The following is a 24,331-nucleotide window of genomic DNA, read 5'->3' as shown; positions in this document are numbered from 1 at the left end:
CATTTTCCATGGCCTTGAGATGTCTAGGAAATCCTGGGCGTATCATTAGGCCGCCGGAACCTCTCCATCTTTAGTTCAGTGAGGACGATTGTCGTCCCCTTTTTGGGAATGAGCTCAGACGAGTCGCGCACATCAGGGTGATAAGACTTTTTGCGCTTCTTGGCAGTCCTGATGCCGGCGGTCGTCATCAACAGGCCGGACTTTTGATTTTTGCTTCTCGAATAGACCTCAATGCTATCAGCGATCGAGAATGGTGCGAGTTTCCCCACCCCCTTACGCCCCATCACGGGCCGACCTCCGGGGGTCACATCACCTCCGGGCTGTTCCCGCTTGCGATAGCCGACCGTCAAAAATTTTTCGTTGATGTCCTTCGCCGTCATGCCAAATCCGTCGTCGGTCACAACGATTTTTCCCGCTTTGAGGTCGACATCAATTCGAACCTCCTTGGCATCGGCATCCCATGCGTTAGCCACCATCTCCGTCAAGACGGCAGGAACGTTGCTGTAAAGATTTCCCGCTAGGTGGTCGAGAACGCCCAGCTCAATCTGCAAGGTGTACTTCTTGCCCGCCGCCGCCCCTCCCCCTTGTCCTGAGGATTTGGCGGTCGCACCTTTCTTTACAACTTTCTTTGGCATCTCGTTCCCTCGTTGCAGACTTTTCGCGTTGCGGACCGAGTGGGCGCTTCTACCCGCGCTTGCTTAGCCTCAGTGCCACACCTCTGTTCGTTGACCCCAGCAGATTACGCTAGCGCCTTATCCTCCGTGAAGCTACAATGGCGGACCACAAAGCAGGACACCCTCCTGGTTTGCGTGGCTGTAGGAGAGTCAGGAAGTTGGATCGGGATCAGTACCTCCCCCTCTCTCCGCCAGTTTTATGATTTGCGCAAAGGCACCAACGCCGCAAATCGCAGGGTCATGCCAATGGCCCGCGTCTTATGGTGGCCCCGTCGGTCCCTCGCGACGCTAGATCGAAAATCCCGCCAGGGCCGGAAGGCAGCAACGGTATCGATTGATGCGGGCGCCGAGGTCAACCGGCGGGGACACCACCCTAACTTTCGACAATGCCAGGCGAACTAGCTGGAATCTCCGGCTTGGGCGCGATTGATCGAACAACAGCGATCATCACGTGCAGCGCTGCGCTCATTCGCAAGCCGAGGCGAAAAGCCCATCAGTCACTGGTGCCCGCCGTGGCGACGGCGCACGCATCCCGCAGCGTTAGCGTCTCCCACGGCGCGATGCGGGCGCCGAGGTCAACCGGCGGGGATACCACCCCAACTTCGAAAGATTCCAGGCGAGCCGCCCGGAGCATCGACTTGCGCGCGATTGATCCAGCGAAAAGCAGCAGGCAGCTCGTGCTGCGCCGCGCGCTTATGCAACGCCGGTCGCCTGCTCACGCGCGGATGCGCACCGCATCCAACCTGCTACGGTTGCAATTCGGGATGCAACCAACCCGCGTCGCCTTCCAGGTAATGCTCGTGCTTCCAGATCGGCACGCGCGCCTTGACCTCATCGATGATGTAGCGACATGCGTCGAATGCGGCGCCACGATGCGCCGCACTGACGCCGACCCACACCGCCATCTCGCCGACACGCAGCTCGCCCACGCGGTGCACGCAATGCGCGTGCACGATGGCGAATCGCTGCATTGCTTCGTCAAGAACACGCTGCCCCTCGGCCTGCGCGAGCGCGGCATAGGCTTCGTAGCGCAAGCCGGCCACGCCGCGGCCTTCGTTGTGATTGCGCACCCAGCCTTCGAAGCTGGCGAACGCGCCGGCATGCGGATGTTCCACCCCGGCACGCAGCTGATCGATCGGCAATGGCACCTCGGAAAGCGCAAAGATTGCGACACCCTGCTCGCTCATGCTCAACCTCCCGACACCGGCGGAATGAACACCACTTCGCTGCCGTCGCGCAGCGCATCCTCCCAGCGCGCGAATGCGCCATCCACGGCTACACGCAACTGCGCAGGAGCCCAGCGCAGGCCATGCCGTGCATCGAGTTCTGCATACAGGCCGCGCAGATCCTGCGCGCCGGTCTGCACACGCTCGTCGGCAATGCCTGCGGCCTCGCGCAGGCTGGCGAAATACAGCACCGTCACCGTGGCGGTCATTGTGCCGCTCCGATGTCGCGCTTGCCGCCGCGCTTGGACACCAATTTGGTCGGACCAATGCTCATGCTGTGCGACAACGCCTTGCACATGTCGTAGATCGTCAATGCGGCAACGCTGGCCCCGGTGAGCGCTTCCATTTCCACCCCGGTGCGATGCACGCAGCGCACCGTGCAACGGATGTCCAGCACCTGTTCGCCCGCCCAGTCGATCCCGAAACGGCAGGCATCGATCGGTAGCGGATGGCAGAACGGAATCAATTCGTGCGTGCGCTTGACCGCCATGGTGCCGGCAATCACCGCCGTCTCCACGATGCCGCCCTTGGCGCTACGCAAGCCATTGGCGCGCAACTGTGCGGCTACGGCAGCCGGAAAGCGCACGCGGCTTTCCGCAGTGGCGCTACGGGCGGTAACCGCCTTGTCCGAGACATCCACCATGGTGGGAAGCCCGGCATCGTCGAGGTGGGTCAGGCGGGCGGAGCGGGAGTTTGCAGGCATGGGAAGCGACGCGAAGACAGGCCATCAGGATGCGGCATTCTCGGTGAACAGGGTGCCTTGGTGGAACAGCGGCTGCCATCCAACAGGCTCGTTTCGCCACAACAAGCTGCGCGAGGCCCGCCGCTCAATCCCCTGACGACGATCCATCGACCGATAGCGCAACTGCGCCAGATCCGGCGCCAGCCACGCCCATTCGACGCCGTCGGCCTGGTAATCGGCAGCAATACCGGGTGCGTAAGGCCGCGATCACTTCGCTGCGCATGTCCCTGCGGCCCGATCTACCGGACTCGACAAAGGCCGGATCCAGCAGCGCTTCCAACACCTGTACACCGGCACGCAGCGACGGATCGCGCAGGCGCTGTTCCAGCGTGCGCAACTGCACCGGCAGCGTGTCCTCGCTTATCCGCCGATCAAGAACATCTCGACCGGCTTGCCGCGCCGTGGCACCGAGGCGCGCACTTCGCTGTAGCGGTCGCCACGCACACTCCAGCGCTGCCGCAGATGCGTCGCCAGCGCAGGCTCGCCATTGGCCAGTGCCGGCTTGAGGTCATGCCCCTGGCTGGCGAACAGGCAGGTATACAGATGCCCGTCTGCCGAAACGCGCGCACGCTGGCAATCGCCGCAGAACGGGACGCTGACCGAACTGACGAAGCCCACCTCGCCGGCGCCATCCGCGAAGGCGTGGCGCTGGGCCACTTCCCCGGTGTAATTGGCGTCCAGCGCCACCAGCGGCCAGCGCGCGTGGATGCGTTCGTGCAGTTGCGCAGAGGTCACCACCGCATCCGGGGTCCAGCCATTGCAGCTGCCCACATCCATGAATTCGATGAAGCGCAGCACGTGCCCAGTGCCGCGGAAGTGCTCCACCAGCGGCAGCACCTGATCTTCGTTGACGCCACGCTGCACCACGCAATTGATCTTCAGCCGCTGAAAACCGGCCTGCTCGGCGGCGGCGATGCCGGTCAGCACCTGCGCAATCTCGCCGCGATCGCCGCTCATGCGCCTGAACAACGCCGGTTCCAGCGCATCCATGCTGACGGTGATGCGGCGCAGCCCGGCCTGCCGCAGCGCGACGGCCTGGCGGGCGAGCAAGGTGCCGTTGGTGGTCAGTGCCAGATCTTCGATGCCCTCGATCGCGGTCAGCCGTGCGATCAGGCTCGGCAGGTCGCGACGCAGCAGCGGCTCTCCGCCGGTCAGGCGCACCTTGGTCACCCCGACCGAGACGAAGGCACGCACCAGGGTTTCCAGCTGATCGAAACTCAACCGCTGCTGTGAATCGAAGCCGTAATCGTCGGGCACGCGATCGGCCGGCATGCAGTACCCGCAGCGGAAATTGCAGGCTTCGATCACCGACAGGCGCAGATCGCGCAGCGGGCGGCCGTAGCGGTCCTGCATCGGCGCCGTCACGAGATCCGGCTGCAGCAAGGCGCCCATCAGGGTACCGTCGCGGCGGTCGGGTTCGCCAACGCGAGGTATTGACCGGGCACGGCAACGCGGTGGCCACGTGCACGCAGCACATCGCCGTCGGCGTCGCTGGCGTAGTGGTACAGCAGCATGCGGCTCAACAGGTCCTGCGGGTATTCCCGCTCCAAATCGTCCACGCCAGTATGCGACGGGTTGCCGTGAACGCCGCAGTCATGTGCGATGAGCTCGCTGTCGTCCGCATAACGCTTCAGCATTTCCGGGATCGGCCGGGTATCGCCGGTCCAGACCAGCGCGCCCTTCAGACGCAATCCGTAAGCCGTCTCGGGCCAGTGGTGGCGTACCGGGAACACTTCCAGCCGCACGCCGTCGTGCCAGAACGCATCGCCGACCGGCACCAGCTGAAACGCATCCCAGAAGTTCGCCCCGCCCTCGGCCAGCACGTTCGGGTAATCGGCGATGCGTCGCTGCAGCAGCGGCACGACCGGCGCCGGCACGTACAGGCGCGTGCGTCCGCGGCGCGCGGAGAAATAACTGTCGACGAACATCCGTTCCAGCCCGCCGACATGGTCCAGATGCACATGGGTGATGAAGATTGCCTGTGGCAGCTGGCCATAGTGGGCCTGATAGGCGGTCAGCCCCTCGCTGCCGCAATCGATGGTCAGCCAGGGCGCACCGGCGCGCTCGAGCGTGGCCATCGGCGAGCCAAGCGCCACCGCCGACGCATTGCCGACTCCCTGCACCCGCAAGGCCCAGTCCATCAGTAGCCCCGGCCCCAGGCCAGTTCGTAGGCGCGATGCAGGCGCGCATAGTCCTTGTCGACGTCCTCGCGGCTGCGGTTACCGCGCAGCTTCAACAGCGAGCGATGCAGCCGCTTGAGGTTGCGCTCGCGCCAGCGCGTGGCCGGAATGCGCAGCACGCCGCGGTCGAAGTCGATCAGCCAGCCATGCCCGCCGGCATCGAACAGGATGTTGTGCGCGTTGAGATCGGCATGATCCAGGCCAGCGCGATGGAAGCGTGCGATCAGCTGGCCGGTCGCCTCCCACGGCGCACCGCGTCCGGCCACCTGGGCGTGCTCGGCCAACGAGCGCACGTTTTCCAGCCGCTCCATCAACAGCGCAGCGCGATAACCCAGGCCTTCGCGCAGGTAGCAGGCAGCCAACGGACGCGGCACCGGCAACTTGCGTTTGATCAGTTCACGCATCAGCCGGAACTCGGCAAAACTGCGCGTGCGCCCCGCCCCTTTCCACAGGTAGCGATCGCGGCTCACGCGTGCGGCCATGCCGCCGCGCAGGTACTGCCGCAACACGCTATGGCCGAATGGCGCATCCACGAACCACGCGCCGCCACGCCCGCCTGCATCCACCGGACGCGCCCTGTCGCCCCACGATTGCGGCGAAAACAGGCTGGCATCGGCTTGCCGCAGCCGTTCGCGGTCGAACAGAATGGCGCCATAACCGCGACCTTCGCGGTACGGCGCCAGCGCTTCGGTGGCATCGAAAGAAACCATCTATCGAGTCTAACAACACCATGGCTGTAACGCCCGCATCGCTGTGTTTGCTGCGCTTGTCCGCCCTGGGCGATGTCACGCACGTGGTGCCACTGGTACGCACGCTGCAGGCAGGGTTTCCTGAAACCCAACTGCATTGGATCATCGACCGGGCCGGGCTCAAATTGCTCGATGGCCTGCCCGGCGTGCAGTTCCATGCCTACGACAAACGCAGTGGCGTGGCCGGCATGCGCGCGCTCCGTCGGTCGCTGGCCCCGCTGGGGCGTTTCGATGCCTTGCTGCAGATGCAGGTGGCCTTGCGCGCCAATGTGCTGTCGGCCTTCGTGCCGGCGCGGCGACGCATCGGCTACGACCGCAGCCGCTCCAAGGACCTGCACGGCCTGTTCGTCAACGAGCGCATTGCCGACCGCCCTGGCATCCATGTGCTCGACGCCATCGGCAGCTTTGCCGAGCCGCTGGGCCTGCGCCAGACCCAGGTGCGCTGGGACCTGCCGGTGCCCGATGAGGCACACACTTGGGCACGCGCGCAATGGGACGACGATGGCCGCCCGGTACTGATGATTTCGCCGTGCTCCAGCCACGCGCGTCGCAACTGGTATCCCGATCGCCATGCCGCGCTGGCCGATCATGCCGCCGCGCAGGGCTGGCGGATCGTGCTGTGCGGCGGCCGCAGCGACCTGGAACGCAGCACTGCCGATGCCATCGTCGCAGCCGCACGCACGCCGGTGCTGGATCTGGTTGGCAAGGACACCCTCAAACAGCTGCCCGCACTGCTTGCGCGCGCGAACCTGGTGGTCACGCCGGATTCCGGGCCGATGCATATCGCCAACGCCATGGGCACGAAGGTGCTCGGCCTGCATGCCGCCAGCAACCCGCGACGGAGCGGCCCGTATTCGGACGTGCGCTATTGCGTGGACCGTTACGACGCCGCTGCGCGCAAATTCCTGCAGAAACCGGCCGACCAGCTGAGCTGGGGAACGAAGATCGAATTCGACGAGGTGATGTCGCTGATCACCGTGGATGACGCGATCGCCGCCTTTGAGCGTTATCGCGCCGACCATCGGCGTTAGGGATTCGGCACCGCGATTGAAGGCGCATTGCATTCAAAAATGCTGACTGCCAGACACCGTGCAGATGCCGCCAATCAACGCCGACGTCACAACCGCAGGCACCGCCCAATCGCTTAATGCCAGTCACCATGACTGGGCGATGGCGCCGACCAGGCGGCCAGCGCGATTGGTCAACCGGCGCGCTCAAGCGCCGGTAGCGCGATAGTCCTGATAGGACTTTTCTTCCACATACGAAGAACCCAGCGCCAGGTTGATCTCTTTCTTGATGCGCGCGCGCTCGTCGTTCTCGATATACACGCTGCGCGCCAGCTGCACGAAGGCATCGTCGAAGCTCTGCGCCTGCTCCTTGAGCCGGATGTCGTCCTCGATCACCCACAGCCGCTCATTGACGGCCTTGAGCTCGGCGCGCAGGCGCACGATGTCGTGCCCGGCGGCCGGATGCGCCATCCAGCTGGTTTCCAGCGCAGACAGCTCGTTGCGCACATTGGCCAACTTGGCCGCATCGCGCATGCGCTCGGACTTGATCTGCAGGATCGCGATCTTGTCGAGCAGCTCACCAAACGACACGGGCACCAGGATCTCGGACATGACAGGCCTCCAACGGGGATCGGGCGGATTGTAGTCATCGCCGCGGCCGGCGACGGCTACACATAAACAAAAGCCCCCTTGCGGGGGCCGATGCGAATCTGGCGGCAGAGGGGGATTCACGCGGCACGACGTGCCTTCGCCCTGCGGGCGGCTTCGCCGTGTAGGCAGCTGCGCTGCCTGTCGAACCCGGGGCTCCTCACCCCCCAATGCCGCCGGCGAAACTCACGCGGCACTGGCACAACTGCTCGCCTCAATCTGGCGGAGAGGGGGGGATTCGAACCCCCGAGGCGCTATAAACGCCTGCCTGATTTCGAGTCAGGTACATTCAACCGCTCTGCCACCTCTCCAGATGGGTCCCCAGTGTCCTGGGGCCGTGCATCATACGGGCACATGGCCCCCGCCACAAGCGGCCCGGGCCGGCGTCGACAGGGGCAGCGCGCGTCCAGGCGTGAACCGGTGCTGCGACGCCCGCGCGCGGCGTGTTGCCGCTAACCGGCCGGGCCGCGATGATGGTGGTGCATCTTCTTCTTGGCGACCCGGCCCCATGCTCGAATTCGGACACCTCACCCATGTCGGCCTGCGCCGTGACCTCAACGAGGACACCTATTACGGCGACAGCGAGCTGGGATTGTGGCTGGTCGCCGACGGCATGGGGGGGCATGCCTGCGGGGAAGTAGCCAGCGCATTGGCGCGCGAAACCATCGTGCGAGAAGTTCGCGCCGGGACCCCGCTCGCCCAGGCGGTACGCATCGCCGACGAAGAGATCATCAAGACCTCGCGCCGCTGCAACGACACCCTGCCGATGGGCACCACCGTGGTCGCCGCGCGCGTACTCGGCCAGCGTTTCGAAGTGGCCTGGGTTGGCGACAGCCGCGCCTACCTGTGGCGCGATGGCCGGCTGGCGCAGCTGAGCCAGGACCACAGCTATGTGCAGGAGCTCATCGCCCAAGGCACGCTGACCAGCGAGCAGGCACGCGCGCACCCGCATCGCAACGTGGTGACCCAGGCACTCGGCGTGACCGACCCGGCGCACCTGAATGTCGCCATCATGCAAGGCGAACTCAAATCCGGCATGCAGCTATTGCTGTGCAGCGACGGCCTGACCGAAGAGGTGGACGATGCCGCCATCGCAGCCACGTTGTCGCAGGCCGATTGCAGCGCGCAGGAATGCGTGGAATGCCTGGTCGCCGCCGCACTGGATGGCGGCGGTTCGGACAACATCACCGCGATCCTGGTGCGCAGTTACTGAGCGCTGCGCGCAAGCGGACAGTTGCGCAACAAAGCGCAGCGACCGCCAGCCATCGTTCAATCCCCATGTGGCCGCTTGGTTTCTGCGACGAAACGTCGCCATCGTTCGTCACGCCTTGCCAGCCACTCTGACGGCAAGCAGAGCCACACCGGCGAACATCGCGCGTCACTACATGCCGATGTGTTCTGTGTACACCTGCCGTGCGCGCATGCAGCCATCGCCGCAACGGACGACCCAGGTGCGCACATGCACCGCCTTTGCCGACCAACGGCGGCGATGTGCCTCGGGTCCGACGCCTTACCCGGCGACGGCAATCTCTTCGACCGGCGGATCCCACAACGCACGCCCCGCTTTCTTGCGCAACTGCGCCAGACGCGCCTCGTGCGCCTGCGATTCGGAAGCGGTCACCGCAACGCGCGGACGCGGCAACAGCAGCGCCGGATCGAACGCGATCATGCCGCTCGCGGCGTCGGCCTGCTGGCCGGCGTCGGCACTGGCAAACCCGATCTCCTCCTGACCCGAGGTCAGCGCGATATACACATCGGCCAGGATCTGCGCATCGAGCAAGGCGCCGTGCAACTGGCGATGCGAGTTGTCCACGCCCAGACGCTTGCACAGGGCATCCAAGGAATTGCGCTGCCCCGGATAGCGCTCGCGCGCCATCATCAAGGTATCCACCACCGTGGCGCGCTCGACGATGCGCCCGTAGTGATCGCCCAGCAGCGCCAGTTCGTTGTCCAGAAACCCCAGGTCGAACGCGGCGTTGTGGATGATCAGTTCCGCGCCGTCGATATAGGCGAGAAACTCGTCCACCACCTCGCCGAATAGCGGTTTATCGGCCAGAAATTCCAGGGTCAGCCCGGTCACCTCCTGCGCGCCCGGCTCGAAGTCGCAGTCCGGCTTCAGGTAGCGATGGAAATTGTTGCCGCTCGGGCGCCGCTCCAGCAGCTCCACCGCGCCGATTTCGACGACGCGGTTGCCCTTGCGCCATTCCAGGCCGGTGGTTTCGGTATCGAGAATGATCTGACGCATGTGTCCTCTTACGATGTCGCAAGACCACCGCGCTGGGCGATGGCCTGATTGCGGGCGAGCACGTCGACGCGCTCGTTGTCCGGGTCGCCATTGTGGCCTTTCACCCAACGCCAATCGATGCGGTGGCGCTGCGTGGCCGCGTGCAGCCGCTCCCACAACTCGCGATTTTTGACCGGATCGCACCCGGCGGTTTTCCAGTTGCGTCGCACCCATCCTGGCATCCATTCGGTGATGCCCTGGCGCACGTACTGCGAATCGGTATGCAACACGATCTGACACGGCTCGGTCAGCGTTTCCAGCGCCATGATCGCCGCCATCAATTCCATGCGGTTGTTCGTCGACACCGCCTCACCGCCAGCCAGCTCCTTTTCGCGGCCGTTGTAACGCAACAAGGCCGCCCAACCGCCCGGGCCGGGGTTGCCGAGGCAGGAGCCATCGGTATGCACTTCAATGGATTTCATCAGGTTCCAGAGTTGAACGTAAACAGGTCAGATCGTAGCCACCGGTTGTGGCCAGCGGGCAGGCAGGGCGATTGGCGTCGGCCCGATCGCCGCGGCAGCGCGCTTTTCCACTTCCAGCAGATACACCGCGCGCCAGGGCGCCCGGCCGGGGTCGGTGGACTCGCCGCTGGGGCGCCAGATCGGCCCCAGATAGCGCTCCGCCTGCACGCTGTGCAGCCCGGCACGCTGCGCCAGTAGGCGCCAGCGATCCGGGCGCAACGCGACCGGCCCGCGCCGCGCCCACCGGAAGCGGTAGGGGCTCATTGGATTGAGCGTGAACAGCCACAGGCGGCCGCCGGGCATCAGCAGACGCTCGCATTCGGCCAGAAAGTCCGCCGCCCCGCCAACCACCGCATGCTGCGCCACGATCGCCTGCAGGCTCTCGGTCGGCAGCGGAAACGGCAGCGCGCAGCGCGCGTCGCCAGCAAAACGGCCGGCACTGCGATGCAGCCGCAAACCGCGCCCTTGCAGCAACTCGCGCGCCGGCATGTCGGCGGTCGGCGTCAGCCACAACCACGGCTGCGACGGCCGTGTCTGCAGCGCTTCCAACGCCAGACGACGCTCCAGCTGAAGCAGGCCGCGCCCCGCGCCGGTTTCAAACCAGGATGAGACGCCAGCTTGACGGGAGAATGGCGGGGCAGGCATGGTCCCAATTCTATGCGACTGATCGCCCTGCCCGCATTCGACGACAACTACATCTGGGCGCTGGTCGCCGCAGATGGCCGCGCCATCATTGTCGACCCCGGTCAAGCCGAGCCTGTCCTGGCTGCCGCGCAGCGCCAGGGCCTGGTGCCGAGCGCCGTCTTGCTGACCCATCACCACGGCGACCACATCGGCGGCGTTGCCGAACTCCAGCAGCGCTGGCCGGACCTGGCGCTGTTCGGCCCGGCCGACGAACGCATCCCGACCAACGCGCATCATGTGGGTCGCGGCGAGCGCTTGCGCCTGCTCGATGTCGAGTTCCAGGTGATCAAGGTGCCGGGCCACACCCGCAGCCATATCGCCTTTCTCGCTGACGGCCACCTGTTCAGCGGTGATACGCTGTTCAGCCTAGGCTGTGGGCGGATGTTCGAAGGTACCGCTCCCCAGATGTTCGACTCGTTGCAGCGCCTGGCCTCCCTGCCTGGCGAAACGCTTGTGTGTTGCGGCCACGAATACACGTTGGCCAACGCGGCCTTCGCGCTGCATGTCGATCCCACCAACGCTGCCTTGCAGCGCCGTCAACAGGAAGCCCAGGCCATGCGTCATGCAGCCCGTCCTACCCTGCCGATTTCGCTCAAGAGTGAACTGGCCACCAATCCGTTCTTACGCACCAGCCACCCCGAGATCCGCGCTGCAGTGGCACCACGCGCAGCCAGCGCACTTTCCTCTGAAGTGGATATTTTTGCCGAACTTCGGCGCTGGAAAGACGAATTTCGGGCATGAGGCGCCTGGTTTTGGCAGTGCTGGCCGCGTGTTCGGCCATTGCACCGGCAGCCGCATCGCCCAACGACGCAAGCTCCGCCTCCGCAGGTGGCCAGGCCGCGCCGGCCAGCGCGCCAGGCCTCCGCAACGGGCGCGAGATTTTTTCGGCCTTCCTCGACGGACGCGCCGACCCGGGCTGCGACAGCGCCCATAGCGATGCCCGCTGGGAACAGCATTTTTCGCGCGCCCCGGCACGTTTGGCAGACGATGCGCAGGATGTCCTGCCGCTATTCGGCTATGTCGTCGATGAATTGCGCAAGGCCGACATGCCGACCGAATTTGCGCTGATTCCGTTCGTCGAAAGCGGCTACCGCCCCGGGGCTCGCAACGGCAGCGGCCCTGCAGGCTTGTGGCAGTTCATCGCAACCACCGCGCGCAACCACCAGGTGCCGGTCGGCGCGCAGTACGACGGACGCCTGTCGGCAGTGGATTCCACCACTGCGGCGGTACGCTATCTCAAAACCCTTTACGGCATGTTCGGCGGAGACTGGCGCCTGGCCCTGATGGCCTACAACGCCGGCGAGTACCGCGTGCTGCAGGCGATGCGCAGCGCCGGGATGAACGCGCAAAACGTGCGTCCGTCCGAATTGCCGGGCATGTCCAAGGTCACCTACGACTATGTGGAAAAACTGCACGCGCTTGCCTGCGTGCTCGATCACGCGCAGCAGCAGGGCAACCTGCTGACCTCGCTGGACCGTCCGGTGCCTGTCCTCACCGAACATGCGTTACCGGCAGGCACCAGCCTCAACACCTGGGCTGGACAGCGCGCGATCGAGCCGCAATTGCTCGCGCGCCTGAATCCCGCCCTCGCTGGCGCACGCGCCGCACCGCGCGGTGTGTACGTGCTCGCACCGCTTGCGCCGCCGCAGCCCGGTGCAAATAGCGCCATGGTCGCATCTGCGGAGATGGAAACTGGCGCCGCCAGCAGCACTGCCGCGCCCACAGCCGTCGCCGCTGCAGCCAGCAAAGCGTCGACCTCGCCAGCACGCACCCACACCGTGCGCAATGGCGAATCGGCCTGGGCGATCGCACGCCGCTATGGCATCACCGTCACGACGCTGCTCGCCACCAACGGCCTGGACAAAAGCGCCATTCTGAAGCCTGGCATGGTGTTGTCGTTCGACGACTCGCCCTGAGCGATGCGCCGAGGTGCGGCGCGACCTTGGACGCTGTCGTACGCGCAGGCAGGCGGCCGCCAGCATGATCGCGTCGATCCTGAACTTCGCTCACCAACCCAGCCTTCTTCGTCAGGCCGCTTCGGTCGCGAAAGATGGATGTTGAAAGTTACCGGGTTGCAAACGTGCAGTGAGCACCTGCTGCGCGTCGCGCCGGGGAGCCGACTTGGCGCTCCACGTGCGAGCCGAGCTCCGGCAAAAATCGATCTTGCAGACCCTACGCAATGCGCGCCATGACATTGGCGACGCTCCTCGTTGAGTCAATCACGCCCAGCCATTCAACTGACCCGACCACCGCAGATCATCAGCGCGACACCTCGCATGTCTTTCAGGACCGCTGCCCGCGCGCGCCGTCGCACAATCGAGCGTCAGCAGCGACGACGGCCAGATCGTCAGGGAACCGGCCGACAACCCCGCGACTTGCGCGCAGGAATCGCAGCTCCCGTCAGGCGCGCAGACACCGCCGGCAAATCGATACGCGCCGCGCGGGAGCTTGACTGGGATGCCCGCCAGCCGGACTGCGTCTTCCATCACGAACGCCCAAAGAAAAAGCCCGGTTGCCCGGGCTTTGCTCTCACCAATCGATGATCCAGCCTTACAGCTGGGCTTCTTCGATCTGGATCTTGTAGCGCTTGCGCATTTCCTTGACGTAAGCCTGCGCAGCGTTGTTTCCGTCGATCTGGCTCAACTGCTCGCGCAGCATCGTCTGCTGCTCGGCCGGCATCTGCTTCAGATCGCCCGGCGTCGCCTTGCTGATGACAAAGACAGCAAAGCGCCCGCCATCCAACTCCACCTTGCCAACCGACGGCTTGCCTTCGGTCGGTCGCGGCGCGCTGAAGATCGCACGGTTCGCAGCCGGGGTCGGGATCGGCGCCGTCCGCGGCAGCCCCGGAATCGGCTGCACCTGCAGCTTCTCGCTGTCGGCCAGTGCCTGTAGCGTTTCGCCTTTCTGCACGCGTGCCAGCAAGGCATCGGCAGCAGCAGCGGCGGCCTTCTCGGCACGGTCCGCGCGGATTGCCGCCGTCACCTTGTCGCGCACCTTGTCCAACGGCAACGCCTGTTCGGCGGTGTGGTTGGTCACACGCAGCACCACGCTATGGTTCGGCGCGATGGTGATGGGGTCGCTCACCGTGCCGTCCTGCACCAGCGTTTCGGAGAACGCCGCGCGCAGCACAGCCGGGTTGGCGGCAACACCGCTGGCATCACTGCGCGAGAACGGCCCCAGCGTCTGCACCGGCAGGCCAACCTGCTTGGCCGCCGGCTCCAGTGCGGTGGGGTTCTTGTAAACCTGGTCCACCAACTTGCCGCTGACATCGGCAAAGGCCTTGTCTGCGTCGGCCTTGAGCTGCTCGGCAGCCAGCTGGTCGCGCACCTGCTCGAACGACTTGCCCTGGCCGCCCTTGACCTCACGCAGCTGGATCACGTGGTAGCCGAATTCGCTCTTGATCGGGCCCACCACCTCGCCAGCCTTCATCGAGAACAGCGCGTCCTCGAACGGCTTGACCATCGTGCCCTTCTCGACCCAGCCCAGGTCGCCGCCGGCATCCTTGGAACCGGGATCTTGCGAATTAGCCTTCGCCAGTGCAGCAAAGTCGGTACCCGTCTGCTTGGCCTCGGCGGCAAGCTTGGCAGCCTTTGCCTCGGCAGCCTTCTGCGCGGCTGCATCGGTGCCGGCACTGATCAGGATGTGCGACGCAAGACGCTGCTCCGGCTCGACGAAGCGCGCCTTCTCGTCTTCATAGCGCTTGCGCAGCGTGGCCTCGTCGGCCGCAGTGGCTGGCGGCATCGTGGCGGCGTTGAGCTCCACGTATTCGATCGTCACGGTTTCCGGCTGGCGGAAATCCTGCGTGTGCCCGTCGTACCACTGCTTGATCTGCGCATCGCTCACCGGCGCAGCATCTGCGGCCGGCGGCGGCAGCATCGCCAACTCCACATCGCGCGTTTCACCCATCAGCTTGAGCAGGCGCTCGAACTCGGACGTGGTGGCAAAGCCGGACTCCGCCACCGCCTGCGGGATCACCGACTGCTGCAGGCTGTCGCGCACCAACGCATCGAACTGCGCTGGCGTGCGCGGCGGCGTGCCCTGCGCGAGTGCGGCGCGATACTGGTCCGGACTGAACTTACCATCGACCTGGAATGCGGGAATGTTGGCAATGTAATCCCGCACGGTCGCATCGCCGATGACGATTCCGGCGTCTTCCGCACCCAGTCGCACGACCTGTTCGTCGACCAGTTGATCGAGCACCTGCAGCTTGTTTTCGCGGGATTCGAAGCTGCGCGGATCGAATTTCTCGCCCTGACGCTGACGCTCCTGCATACGCGCCTGCTCGAAACGCGTGCGGAAATCCTGCGTGCTGATTTCATGGTGTTGCCACAGCAAAGAGACCGGCCACCACGACGGCGCCGATTTCCACCAGGCCGGCGGCGCCTGCACCTTGGCCACATTGTTGGCGCCAATGCCGCCGAGGTAGCTGTTGTCGATGACGAACAGGAACGGAATCATCAGCAACCCCAGGATGGCGGTAGCGATCCAGCCTGACGTCTTGTCGCGAAGTTTCTGCAGCATTGGCAAATCACGGCCTGTGGGCGAGCCGCGCAGTGTAACGCGCTTGGCGCCAGGCACCCAGCCCAATGCCCGTGACGACGGCGTCGTGGCGCATCCAATCGGCCCCAGGGTGAACGGCGCAAGCCAGAGCCACATACCGAAGCGCCTTCAAACGCAGCAGAGCGCGCCGCTGCAGGATGCGCGGCAGTACGCCGCACCGCCATGCCAGGATGGACCCGCATCCATTACCGACAGTCAAAAAAAAAGCCCCCGGCACAAGGCCGAGGGCTTGGTATAACTGGCGGAGCGGACGGGACTCGAACCCGCGACCTCCGGCGTGACAGGCCAGCATTCTAACCAGCTGAACTACCGCTCCGTTTTAAACTTGGACGTCTGCCTCCATTCCGTTCGCAGCACGAATGTCGTGGAGAAAACGAAGCCCCCAATTGCTCAGGGGCTTCGCGTGTAACTGGCGGAGCGGACGGGACTCGAACCCGCGACCTCCGGCGTGACAGGCCAGCATTCTAACCAGCTGAACTACCGCTCCGCGCTTGAAACGTTTGCCTGGTGCTTAATGGTGGGTGCTGAGGGTTTCGAACCCCCGACCCTCTCCGTGTAAGGGAGACGCTCTACCGCTGAGCTAAGCACCCTAGCGAGTCGATTAGTTTACTGCATCCTTCAGGGCTTTACCAGCCTTGAATGCAGGATTCTTCGAAGCAGCGATCTTGATGCTGTCGCCGGTCTTCGGATTGCGGCCGGTGCGCTCAGCGCGCTCGCGGACCTGGAAGGTACCGAAGCCAACGAGGGTGACGGCGTCGCCCTTCTTCAGTGCCTTGGTGATTTCGCTCACAACCGCGTCAACAGCACGGCCAGCTTCAGCCTTGGAGATGTCAGCGGCAGCGGCAACGCCATCGATCAATTCGGTTTTATTCATTCTTGAAACTCCCTTTGCGGCAGATGCCGCGGAATCGACAATCGGCGCTCTTGCCGTAAGCGAAGAACCCGACACAAGTGGTATCGCATGACGCATCACATTTGCCGCGCCCACGAGTCGTGCATTTATACCAGCGCCCCCAACAGCACGCAAGCCAAAACCCAATAACGACGCGGGTTTTGGCTTGTTTTGGCGAGGCCCAGACAGCCCTCGTTAGTGCTTGACGCGGGTACCGGGCGTGCTACGCGACTTGCCGCGCACGGTCACGCGCGAGGCCGCCTTGCGTGCCTTTTCCTTGCTGGCCTTCTTCGGCGCAAGCGGACGTTCCAACGCCAGATCGAGCACCTCGTCGATCCACTTCACCGGCACGATCTTCAGATCGCGGGTCACGTTTGGCGGGATGTCGGCCAGATCCTTGCGGTTCTCGTCGGGGATCAGCACGGTGCGGATGCCGCCGCGCAGGGCCGCCAGCAACTTCTCCTTCAAGCCACCGATTGCCGATACCCGCCCGCGCAGGGTGATCTCGCCGGTCATCGCCACATCGGCGCGGATCGGCACCCGGGTCAGTATCGACACCAGCGAGGTCACCATCGCGATACCTGCGCTTGGGCCGTCCTTGGGCGTGGCGCCGTCGGGCACATGCACATGCACGTCCTGCTTTTGCAGGAAATCCACATCGATGCCAAGTCGCTCGGCGCGCGAACGCACCACCGACAATGCAGCCGATGCCGATTCCTTCATGACATTGCCGAGCTGGCCGGTGAGGATCAGGTTGCCCTTGCCTGGCACCAACGTGGACTCGACCTGCAACAGCTCACCACCGACTTCGGTCCATGCCAGACCCGTGACCAGACCGATCTCGTTCTCTTCTTCGGCACGGCCGAAGTCGAAGCGACGCACGCCCAGATACTTGTCGAGATTCTTGGCATTAACGGTGACCAGCGCCTTCGGCTTGCCCTTCTTGGCGACCGCCTTCTTGGCCGCCGGTTGCGGACCTGCGAGCGCGATTTCCTTGACCACCTTGCGGCAGATCTTGGCCACCTCGCGTTCGAGATTACGCACACCCGACTCACGTGTGTAATACCGCACGATGTCCTGGATCGCATCGCTGGCGATCTCGATCTCCTCCGGCTTCAAGCCGTTGGCCTTGATCTGCTTGGGCACCAGATAGCGCGTGGCGATGTTGAGCTTCTCATCCTCGGTGTAGCCGGGGATGCGGATCACCTCCATGCGGTCCAGCAACGGGCCCGGGATATTGAGCGAGTTGGAGGTGGCGACGAACATCACCTCCGACAGGTCCAGATCGACTTCCAGATAGTGGTCGTTGAACGAATTGTTCTGCTCTGGATCGAGCACTTCCAGCAGTGCCGACGACGGGTCGCCACGGAAGTCCATCGACATCTTGTCGATTTCGTCCAGCAGGAACAGCGGGTTCTTGCTGCCGACCTTGTTGAGGTTCTGCACCAGGCGGCCCGGCATCGAACCGACATAGGTCCGGCGGTGGCCACGGATTTCGGCCTCGTCGCGAATGCCGCCCAGGCTCATGCGCACGAACTTGCGGTTGGTCGCCTTGGCGATCGACTGCCCGAGCGAGGTCTTGCCCACGCCCGGCGGACCGACCAGGCACAGGATCGGCCCCTTCATCTGCTTCACGCGCGACTGCACCGCCAAGTACTCGAGGATGCGCTCCTTGACCTTGTCCAGGCCATAGTGATCGGCGTCCAGCGTGTCTTCGGCAACCTTGAGGTCCTTGCGCACTTTGGTGCGCTTTTTCCACGGCACGCCCAGCAGCCAGTCCAGGTAATTGCGCACCACGGCTGCCTCAGCGGACATCGGCGACATCTGCTTGAGTTTGTTGAGCTCGGCCTTGGCCTTGGTCTCGACCGGCTTGGGCATGCCCGCCTCGGCGATCTTGCGCGCCAGCTCTTCCAGCTCGCCAGGCGCATCGTCCAGGTCGCCCAGCTCCTTCTGGATCGCCTTCATCTGCTCGTTGAGGTAGTACTCGCGCTGGCTCTTTTCCATCTGCGACTTCACGCGGCCGCGGATGCGCTTTTCCAGCTGCTGCACGTCGATTTCGCCATCGACCAAGCCGACCAGCAATTCCAGCCGCTCGCCGATGTCGGTGATCTCCAGCAGGCGCTGCTTGTCGGCCAGACGCACACCGATGTGGGCGGCGATGGTGTCCGCCAGACGGCCCGGCTCATCGATGCCAGCCAAGGTCTGCAGCAGTTCCGGCGGCAGCTTGCGATTGGTCTTGACGTACTGTTCGAACAGCGACATCAGCGACCGCGCAATCGCTTCCACCTCGCGCGGCTCACGCGCGTCGCTGGCTTCGATTTCGGTGCCCTGCCCCTGCAATGCGCCGTCCTGCTCGACAACCTTGTCCACGGTGACCCGTGACAGACCCTCGACCAGCACCTTGATGGTGCCGTCGGGGAGCTTGAGAAGCTGCAGCACCTGCGCCAGGGTACCGACGGTATACAGATCGCCGGCAGCCGGGTCGTCGGTCTCGGCCGACTTCTGCGCGACGAGCAGGATGCGCTTGTCCGCCTCCATCGCCTTTTCCAGCGCACGCATCGACTTGTCGCGGCCGACGAACAGCGGGATCACCATGTGCGGAAACACCACCACGTCGCGCAGCGGCAACACCGGCAGATCGAGAACTTCTGGTTGGGACTGGGCCATGGGGCACTCCGCAGGAATGGGGGTTTTTGGGGCAGTAAAAAGCCGATGGCCCCGTTATGGGGCCATCGGCGAGGTGTTGCAAGTAGCGTTAGGAAAGCGGTTATCCGCCAGCGAGGCCGAGGCCTGGCGAGGCGGCCAACGGACTCAGTCTCCGGACGCAGCCTTGGCCGGCGCCGGTTGCGCCTGGTAGATCAGATACGGCTCGGATTTGTGCTCGATCACCGACTCGTCCACCACCACCTTGCTGACGTTTTCCTGCGACGGCAGCTCGTACATCGTGTCCAGCAGCACCGATTCGACGATGGTGCGCAGGCCACGCGCGCCGGTCTTGCGCTTGAGCGCCTTCTTGGCGATCGCAGACAGGGCGTCGGGGCGGAACTCCAGCTCCACACCTTCCATGTCGAACAGCTTCTTGAACTGTTTGGTGATGGCGTTCTTGGGCTCGGTCAGGATCTTGATCAACGCCGGCTCGTCCAGCTCTTCGAGCGTGGCGACCACCGGCAGACGGCCGACGAACTCGGGAATCAGGCCGAACTTGATCAGATCTTCCGGCTCGACTTCGGCCAGGATCTTGCCCACTTCCTGCTTGCGCTCGCTGCTCTTGACCTTGGCGCCGAAGCCGATGCCACCAGCGTCGTTGGAACGCTGCTGGATCACCTTGTCCAGGCCGGCGAATGCGCCGCCGCAGATGAACAGGATGTTCTTGGTGTCGACCTGCAGGAATTCCTGCTGCGGGTGCTTGCGGCCGCCCTGCGGCGGCACCGAGGCAACCGTGCCCTCGATCAGCTTGAGCAGCGCCTGCTGCACGCCTTCACCGGACACATCGCGGGTGATCGACGGGTTCTCGCTCTTGCGCGAGATCTTGTCGATCTCGTCGATGTAGACGATGCCCTGCTGCGCCTTTTCGACGTCGTAATCGCACTTCTGCAACAGCTTCTGGATGATGTTTTCCACGTCCTCGCCGACATAGCCGGCTTCGGTGAGCGTGGTGGCATCGGCGATCGTGAACGGCACATTGAGCAGCCGCGCCAGCGTTTCGGCCAGCAGGGTTTTGCCCGACCCGGTCGGGCCGACCAGCAGGATGTTGGATTTCGCCAGCTCCACATCATCGTTCTTGCTGCGGCTCTCGATACGCTTGTAGTGGTTGTACACCGCTACCGCGAGCGTACGCTTGGCGCGCAGCTGCCCGATCACGTATTGATCCAGTACCTCGAGAATCTCGCGCGGCTTGGGCAGGCTGGACCGTGCCGACTGCGCCTTCTCTTCGAGTTCCTCGCGGATGATGTCGTTGCACAGCTCAACGCACTCATCGCAGATGAATACGCTGGGACCGGCAATCAGCTTACGGACTTCATGCTGACTCTTACCGCAGAACGAGCAGTAGAGAATCTTGTTGCTGTCGCCGGAACGACCTTGGCGGTCTTCGCTCATGCTTCTGTTACCCAGTTACCCCACCCGATGCACGGGGGTTCGATTCGAGAATAGCACAGGGTCGGGAGGACATTCGCCCCGCCCGACCCTGCCGGTTTTTCCTTCAATTTCAATGACTTGAAGATCAAGACGGCTGAATCGACTCTTCCGGACGACGTTCGAGCACCTGATCCACCAGGCCGTAGGCCTGCGCATCGACTGCACTCTTGAAATTGTCGCGTTCGGTGTCACGCGCAATGGTCTCCAGCGATTGGCCGGTATGCTTGGCCAGGATCTCGTTCAAGCGCGAACGCAAGGTCAGGATCTCGCGCGCGTGGATATCGATATCGGTCGCCTGGCCCTGGAAGCCACCCAGCGGCTGATGGATCATCACGCGCGAATTCGGCAGCGCGTAACGCTTGCCTGCCGCACCCGAGGCCAGCAGCAGCGCGCCCATCGAGGCGGCCTGGCCGACACAGATGGTGCTGACGTCCGGCTTGATGTACTGCATGGTGTCGTAGATCGCCATGCCGGCGGTGACCACGCCACCGGGCGAATTGATGTAGATGCTGATGTCCTTTTCCGGGTTATCCGCTTCCAAAAACAGCAGCTGGGCCACGATCACGTTGGCCATGTGGTCGTCGATCGGACCGACCAGGAAGATCAGACGCTCCTTCAGCAGACGCGAGTAGATGTCGTACGCACGCTCGCCACGGCTGGTCTGCTCGACCACCATGGGCACCAGGTTCAGGGCTTTGGTCACAATGCTCATCAGTCTTCCCGTTGTGGCAGCGGCCTGTGCCGCTGCCCGTGTTCGACATCCGCACCCCTGACTGCGGGCGCGGTTCTTCTCTTACTGCCGGATCAGACGCGGATGGCGTCCTGGAACGACAGCGACTGCTCGGTGTGCTGGGCGCGCTCGGCGATCCAGTCGATCACCTGCTCTTCCATCACGCGGCTCTGCAGCCCGTTCATCAGTTGGGGGTCGTTGCGGTACATCTCAATGACCTGTTCCGGCTCTTCGTAGGTCGAAGCGATCAGACGCAGCGTTTCGCTGACGCGCTTGGATTCCAGGCGCAATTCGTTGCGGCGCGCCACTTCACCCACCAGCAGACCGACCAGCACGCGCTTGGCGGCGGCATCCATGAATCCCTGGTGCGCGTCGGCCGGCACCTGACCCGGATCGCGACCGCTGCGGCGGACCTGCTCGACCTGCTGGGCCAGCATCGAACGCGCTTCGCTCTCGACCAGACGCGGCGGCATTTCGACATGCGCGTAGGCGGCAATCAGCTGCTCGCCCACTTCGCGGCGCAGGCGGTTCATCAGCGCACCCTTGAGCTCGCGCTCCAGGTTGGTGCGGATATCGGCGCGGAACTGCTCGGCATCGCCACTCTTCACGCCGAAGCTCTTGATGAAGTCCTTGTCCACTGCCGGCAACACCGGCTCGGAGACTTCGACCGCCTTGACGTGCACCTGCACGGTCTTGCCCGCCAGCTGCGGCACGCGCCATTCTGCGGGGAAATCGACGGTCAGGGTCTTTTCTTCACCCTTGGTGAGGCCTTCCAGGCCCTTTTCGATCTGGTCGAACATCACGCCCGAACCCAGCACGCTGCTGCCGGTCTCCACGCCTTCGGCGGGCAGGCGCTCGTCGCCGGCCTGCGACCAGGTCTCCAGCGCCACCAGGTCGCCGACCTGCGCACCGCGCTCGACCGGATTCCAGGTGCGGCGCTGCAGGCGCAGGTTTTCGATCATCTGGTCGATGTCGGCATCGGTCACTTCAGCGGTCGCGCGCACCACCGACAGCTTGGTCACGTCGATGTCGCCGAAATCCGGCACCACTTCGAAGGTGGCGACGAAGTCGAAATCGGTCTCGCCCTGATCGATACGCGGGTTGCCGGCCAGACGCAACGAGTGCTCGCGCACGGCCGAATCGAAGGTCTCACGCAGCAGGCCTTCCATCGCCTCGGCACGCACCTGCTGACCGAAGCGCTGCTCGATCACCTTGGTCGGCACCTTGCCGGGACGGAAGCCCTTGATGCGCGTGGTCCGCGCAAGCTCGCGCAGGCGGCCACCGACGTGCGTCTCCAGGCGCTCCTGCGGCAGGGTGAAGGTCAGTCGGCGTTCCAGATTGCCGGTGGATTCGATCGATGCTTGCATGTTGACTCCTGCCACCGACAGCGCACAGCGTCGGCACGAGATGGAAGATGCGGGTTGACGGATGGCGAGAATGCCGCCGAGCCTTGTAGTTTCGCCGATAACGGCGGCCGCTGCCAGCGGCATGCGCGCAGCGGCCTCACGGACAGAAGCGACCAGTTTGCAGGAAGTGCAGCGGCCGGAACCCACACGGCCGCGCGGCATTGGTGCGAAAGGGGGGACTCGAACCCCCACGCCTTGCGGCGTCAGAACCTAAATCTGGTGCGTCTACCAATTCCGCCACTTTCGCAATGCCGTAGATGCCCGGCTATTGTTGCAGGGATGCCCGTAAAGAAAAAGCGCCGAGAAGCCCGAAACGTGTGACTACGCGATGGGCACGGTGATGGCCTCACGTGGAGACTTGAGGCGCTGCCCGAACAAGGGAGTGCAGTGCCCCCGCCTGAATCCAGACAAGGCCCGTATTGTCCACCAGTACATCGCAGCAGCAGGATTTGCGAAAATTCCGTTAATTTCAGCCCAAGGGCATCAGTCGCGATGCGAGACCGATATCGCCAGATCGTGGCACTGTCGCGCGATTGCATTAAAGAGATCGATCTGGACGGTCGGATCACGTCGGTCAATCTCAACGGGCTGGTCGGACTTGGGGCCAGTTCTGCGGATCAGGTTCTTGCCCGCCCGTGGCGCGAACTCTGGCCACCCGAAGCGGCAGCCATGGTGGGCGCAGCCATGGCCGCGGCGGCGAAGGGCGCAACCCGGGAATTCGAGGCCAGTTGCGTGAACCTGGCCGGCGTGCGCCAGACCTGGCAGGCCGTCACCAGCCCATTGTTCGACGAGCAAGGCAAGGTCGAAGCCATCTTGGCGGTGAGCAAGAATGTCTCCGACCGCCGCGCGCTGGAAGCAGCCTTTCACACCCTGGACAGCACCCTGACGGCAGAACGCGCGTTTTCCACCAACGCCTGATGCTGGCGCGCGCACGCGAAACCTCGCTGTCGACCGAGCTGCACAGCCTGCGCGATTCGCACGAGCGCATCGAAGGCGACCTGGACATCGCGCGCGCCGCACAGAAGGCAGCCGAGAAGATCGCCGAGCAGGCGCAGAAAGGCGAAGCGGTAGGACAACTGCTGGCCGGCGTGGTCCACGATTTGAACAACGTGCTGCAGGCCGCCACATCGGCGATCAATCTGGTCGTGCAGCGCGCGCAGATCGACGCCCACGATGCCAAGCTGCTCAGCGTTGCGGACGCGGCGCTTCAACACGGCGCGGTGATGGCGCGGCGCCTGGTCGGTTTCTCGCGCCATTACCCCTATAGCCCCGAAGCGGTGGATCTGGCCGAACTGGCAGAACAGCTCAGCCCGTTACTGCAACAGGTGGTTGGCGCAGAACTGCGGTTACGGCTGCACACCGGCAACGGCGGGTGTTGTGCCATGGTCGACCGTCATACCGTGGAGCGCGCCATCCTGAATCTGGTGATCAACGCCCGCGATGCCTGTGCCAGCGGCGACAGCATCAGCGTGGAAACCGGGGAAACCTTCGTCACAGAAGAGCAGGCGCAACTGGCCAGACCGGCCGGGCACTACATGACCCTCGCCGTCGCCGACAGCGGGCACGGTATGGACAGCGCAGTGCAGGCGCGCTTGTTCGAGGCCTACTTCACCACCAAGCACGCCAGCAAGGGCGCCGGCCTGGGATTGTCGCAGGTCTATAGCGCAGTGCGCCAGGCCGGCGGCTTTGTAGAAGTCTTCTCGGCGCCTGGCCAGGGCACGCGCTTCGTGCTGGCATTTCCGCGCGTGCAGCGAAGCTAGACGCCTGCATTGCTGGCCTTACACGCAGGCGCTGGTGACATGGCTGCTTGCGGCAATTGCTTGCAGATCGCAGAGCACGTCGCGCCACGCGCTCACCACAGGCAATGACGTGGCGCCGCAGTGGCGCACGGCGATACTTCCGGCATCGCTGACGATGTGACCGGGGTTCGATCGCTGACGCCGGCTGCGGC

General features: G+C 64.3%; 22 protein-coding genes, 5 tRNA genes, 1 other RNA gene and 1 pseudogene. 6 read left to right on the top strand and 23 right to left on the bottom strand.

Annotation, left to right across the window (positions count from 1 at the left end; translation table 11 throughout):
* Positions 1 to 23: 23 nt before the first annotated feature.
* Positions 24 to 635, bottom strand: coding sequence for an ATP-binding protein (locus AMD14_RS06110; RefSeq protein ID WP_011050704.1), 612 nt, complete (start codon positions 633 to 635; stop codon positions 24 to 26).
* A 308-nt stretch (positions 636 to 943) separates the two neighbouring features.
* Between AMD14_RS06110 and ffs the strand changes: the two genes are divergently transcribed.
* Positions 944 to 1,040: signal recognition particle sRNA small type (ffs, locus tag AMD14_RS22900), an RNA gene on the top strand.
* Positions 1,041 to 1,420: 380 nt separating this feature from the next.
* Here ffs and AMD14_RS06105 read toward each other — a convergent pair.
* The 7 genes from AMD14_RS06105 to AMD14_RS06075 all read right to left on the bottom strand — a co-directional run bounded on the left by AMD14_RS06105 (position 1,421) and on the right by AMD14_RS06075 (position 5,532).
* A complete protein-coding gene (locus AMD14_RS06105) occupies positions 1,421 to 1,867 on the bottom strand; it encodes a molybdenum cofactor biosynthesis protein MoaE (RefSeq protein WP_033485142.1) in 447 nt (148 codons plus the stop codon).
* Positions 1,864 to 2,109 (bottom strand): MoaD/ThiS family protein, encoded by a 246-nt coding sequence (locus AMD14_RS06100; RefSeq protein WP_003483836.1) that lies wholly within the window; start codon positions 2,107 to 2,109, stop codon positions 1,864 to 1,866. Before AMD14_RS06100 ends, AMD14_RS06105 begins: the two co-directional genes overlap by 4 nt.
* Positions 2,106 to 2,603, bottom strand: coding sequence for a cyclic pyranopterin monophosphate synthase MoaC (gene moaC, locus AMD14_RS06095; protein WP_011050702.1), 498 nt, complete (start codon positions 2,601 to 2,603; stop codon positions 2,106 to 2,108). The genes AMD14_RS06100 and moaC overlap by 4 nt, the downstream gene beginning before the upstream one ends.
* Before the next feature lie 24 nt (positions 2,604 to 2,627).
* Positions 2,628 to 2,828, bottom strand: a complete 201-nt coding sequence (locus AMD14_RS24990; protein WP_040107581.1) for a hypothetical protein — start codon at positions 2,826 to 2,828, stop codon at positions 2,628 to 2,630.
* Positions 2,829 to 3,002: 174 nt separating this feature from the next.
* Positions 3,003 to 4,034, bottom strand: coding sequence for a GTP 3',8-cyclase MoaA (gene moaA, locus AMD14_RS06085; protein ID WP_003483833.1), 1,032 nt, complete (start codon positions 4,032 to 4,034; stop codon positions 3,003 to 3,005).
* Entirely contained in the window at positions 4,034 to 4,783 is a 750-nt protein-coding gene (locus tag AMD14_RS06080; protein ID WP_011050700.1) for an MBL fold metallo-hydrolase, read from the bottom strand. Before AMD14_RS06080 ends, moaA begins: the two co-directional genes overlap by 1 nt.
* The gene (locus AMD14_RS06075; protein WP_005913881.1) at positions 4,783 to 5,532 is read right to left on the bottom strand and encodes a 3-deoxy-D-manno-octulosonic acid kinase; all 750 of its coding nucleotides are present in this window, start codon (positions 5,530 to 5,532) and stop codon (positions 4,783 to 4,785) included. Before AMD14_RS06075 ends, AMD14_RS06080 begins: the two co-directional genes overlap by 1 nt.
* Positions 5,533 to 5,552: 20 nt before the next feature.
* Here AMD14_RS06075 and AMD14_RS06070 point away from each other — a divergent pair, with 20 nt between their 5' ends.
* Positions 5,553 to 6,602 (top strand): glycosyltransferase family 9 protein, encoded by a 1,050-nt coding sequence (locus tag AMD14_RS06070; protein ID WP_011050699.1) that lies wholly within the window; start codon positions 5,553 to 5,555, stop codon positions 6,600 to 6,602.
* A gap of 183 nt (positions 6,603 to 6,785) precedes the next feature.
* Here AMD14_RS06070 and AMD14_RS06065 read toward each other — a convergent pair whose 3' ends face one another.
* Entirely contained in the window at positions 6,786 to 7,190 is a 405-nt protein-coding gene (locus AMD14_RS06065) for a DUF6165 family protein (RefSeq protein WP_003483824.1), read from the bottom strand.
* A 256-nt stretch (positions 7,191 to 7,446) separates the two neighbouring features.
* A tRNA-Ser gene (locus AMD14_RS06060) sits at positions 7,447 to 7,537 on the bottom strand.
* Positions 7,538 to 7,734: 197 nt separating this feature from the next.
* Between AMD14_RS06060 and AMD14_RS06055 the strand changes: the two genes are divergently transcribed.
* The gene (locus tag AMD14_RS06055; RefSeq protein ID WP_003483822.1) at positions 7,735 to 8,439 is read left to right on the top strand and encodes a PP2C family protein-serine/threonine phosphatase; all 705 of its coding nucleotides are present in this window, start codon (positions 7,735 to 7,737) and stop codon (positions 8,437 to 8,439) included.
* A 297-nt stretch (positions 8,440 to 8,736) separates the two neighbouring features.
* Here the strand turns inward: AMD14_RS06055 and dnaQ are convergent, their stop codons facing one another.
* The 3 genes from dnaQ to AMD14_RS06040 are packed head-to-tail and all read right to left on the bottom strand — an operon-like array spanning position 8,737 to position 10,616.
* Entirely contained in the window at positions 8,737 to 9,471 is a 735-nt protein-coding gene (dnaQ, locus tag AMD14_RS06050) for a DNA polymerase III subunit epsilon (RefSeq protein WP_005913877.1), read from the bottom strand.
* Between the two features lie 8 nt (positions 9,472 to 9,479).
* On the bottom strand, positions 9,480 to 9,932 hold the full coding sequence (rnhA, locus tag AMD14_RS06045) for a ribonuclease HI (RefSeq protein ID WP_011050697.1): 453 nt from the start codon (positions 9,930 to 9,932) through the stop codon (positions 9,480 to 9,482).
* 27 nt (positions 9,933 to 9,959) lie between these two features.
* Entirely contained in the window at positions 9,960 to 10,616 is a 657-nt protein-coding gene (locus AMD14_RS06040) for a class I SAM-dependent methyltransferase (protein ID WP_003483816.1), read from the bottom strand.
* Between the two features lie 12 nt (positions 10,617 to 10,628).
* On the opposite strand from AMD14_RS06040, the gene gloB reads away from it, so the two are divergent.
* Positions 10,629 to 11,396, top strand: a complete 768-nt coding sequence (gloB, locus tag AMD14_RS06035; RefSeq protein ID WP_011050696.1) for a hydroxyacylglutathione hydrolase — start codon at positions 10,629 to 10,631, stop codon at positions 11,394 to 11,396.
* Positions 11,393 to 12,571: a lytic transglycosylase domain-containing protein gene (locus AMD14_RS06030; RefSeq protein ID WP_011050695.1), complete on the top strand. Its 1,179-nt coding sequence runs from the start codon at positions 11,393 to 11,395 to the stop codon at positions 12,569 to 12,571. The genes gloB and AMD14_RS06030 overlap by 4 nt, the downstream gene beginning before the upstream one ends.
* 634 nt (positions 12,572 to 13,205) lie before the next feature.
* Here the strand turns inward: AMD14_RS06030 and AMD14_RS06025 are convergent.
* From AMD14_RS06025 to AMD14_RS05980, 10 genes are all read right to left on the bottom strand, one after another.
* Positions 13,206 to 15,176 carry a peptidyl-prolyl cis-trans isomerase gene (locus tag AMD14_RS06025; RefSeq protein ID WP_011050694.1) on the bottom strand — a complete coding sequence of 657 codons (1,971 nt, stop codon included), beginning with the start codon at positions 15,174 to 15,176 and terminating at the stop codon, positions 13,206 to 13,208.
* A 278-nt stretch (positions 15,177 to 15,454) separates the two neighbouring features.
* Positions 15,455 to 15,531, bottom strand: a tRNA-Asp gene (locus AMD14_RS06020).
* A gap of 94 nt (positions 15,532 to 15,625) precedes the next feature.
* Positions 15,626 to 15,702: transfer RNA gene (locus AMD14_RS06015), tRNA-Asp, on the bottom strand.
* A 28-nt stretch (positions 15,703 to 15,730) separates the two neighbouring features.
* Positions 15,731 to 15,805: transfer RNA gene (locus tag AMD14_RS06010), tRNA-Val, on the bottom strand.
* An 11-nt stretch (positions 15,806 to 15,816) separates the two neighbouring features.
* Complete coding sequence (locus AMD14_RS06005) at positions 15,817 to 16,089, bottom strand: non-specific DNA-binding protein Hbs (protein WP_002806049.1); 273 nt, start codon at positions 16,087 to 16,089, stop codon at positions 15,817 to 15,819.
* Positions 16,090 to 16,302: 213 nt separating this feature from the next.
* Positions 16,303 to 18,774, bottom strand: a complete 2,472-nt coding sequence (gene lon, locus AMD14_RS06000; RefSeq protein ID WP_003483790.1) for an endopeptidase La — start codon at positions 18,772 to 18,774, stop codon at positions 16,303 to 16,305.
* A 144-nt stretch (positions 18,775 to 18,918) separates the two neighbouring features.
* Positions 18,919 to 20,205 (bottom strand): ATP-dependent Clp protease ATP-binding subunit ClpX, encoded by a 1,287-nt coding sequence (gene clpX / locus AMD14_RS05995; RefSeq protein WP_003483788.1) that lies wholly within the window; start codon positions 20,203 to 20,205, stop codon positions 18,919 to 18,921.
* A 124-nt stretch (positions 20,206 to 20,329) separates the two neighbouring features.
* On the bottom strand, positions 20,330 to 20,956 hold the full coding sequence (clpP, locus tag AMD14_RS05990) for an ATP-dependent Clp endopeptidase proteolytic subunit ClpP (RefSeq protein ID WP_002806026.1): 627 nt from the start codon (positions 20,954 to 20,956) through the stop codon (positions 20,330 to 20,332).
* 92 nt (positions 20,957 to 21,048) lie between these two features.
* The gene (tig, locus tag AMD14_RS05985) at positions 21,049 to 22,341 is read right to left on the bottom strand and encodes a trigger factor (RefSeq protein WP_011050693.1); all 1,293 of its coding nucleotides are present in this window, start codon (positions 22,339 to 22,341) and stop codon (positions 21,049 to 21,051) included.
* 201 nt (positions 22,342 to 22,542) lie between these two features.
* Positions 22,543 to 22,627: transfer RNA gene (locus AMD14_RS05980), tRNA-Leu, on the bottom strand.
* A 245-nt stretch (positions 22,628 to 22,872) separates the two neighbouring features.
* On the opposite strand from AMD14_RS05980, the pseudogene AMD14_RS05975 reads away from it, so the two are divergent.
* Positions 22,873 to 24,140 (top strand): annotated as a pseudogene (locus tag AMD14_RS05975) (PAS domain-containing sensor histidine kinase).
* The last annotated feature ends 191 nt before the right edge of the window (positions 24,141 to 24,331 follow it).

Origin of the sequence: Xanthomonas citri pv. citri (genome assembly GCF_000961215.1) — a bacterium.
GTDB lineage: Bacteria > Pseudomonadota > Gammaproteobacteria > Xanthomonadales > Xanthomonadaceae > Xanthomonas > Xanthomonas cissicola.
Note: the sequence above shows the minus strand (reverse complement) of the source record. Positions and strands in the feature narration are given on the sequence as shown.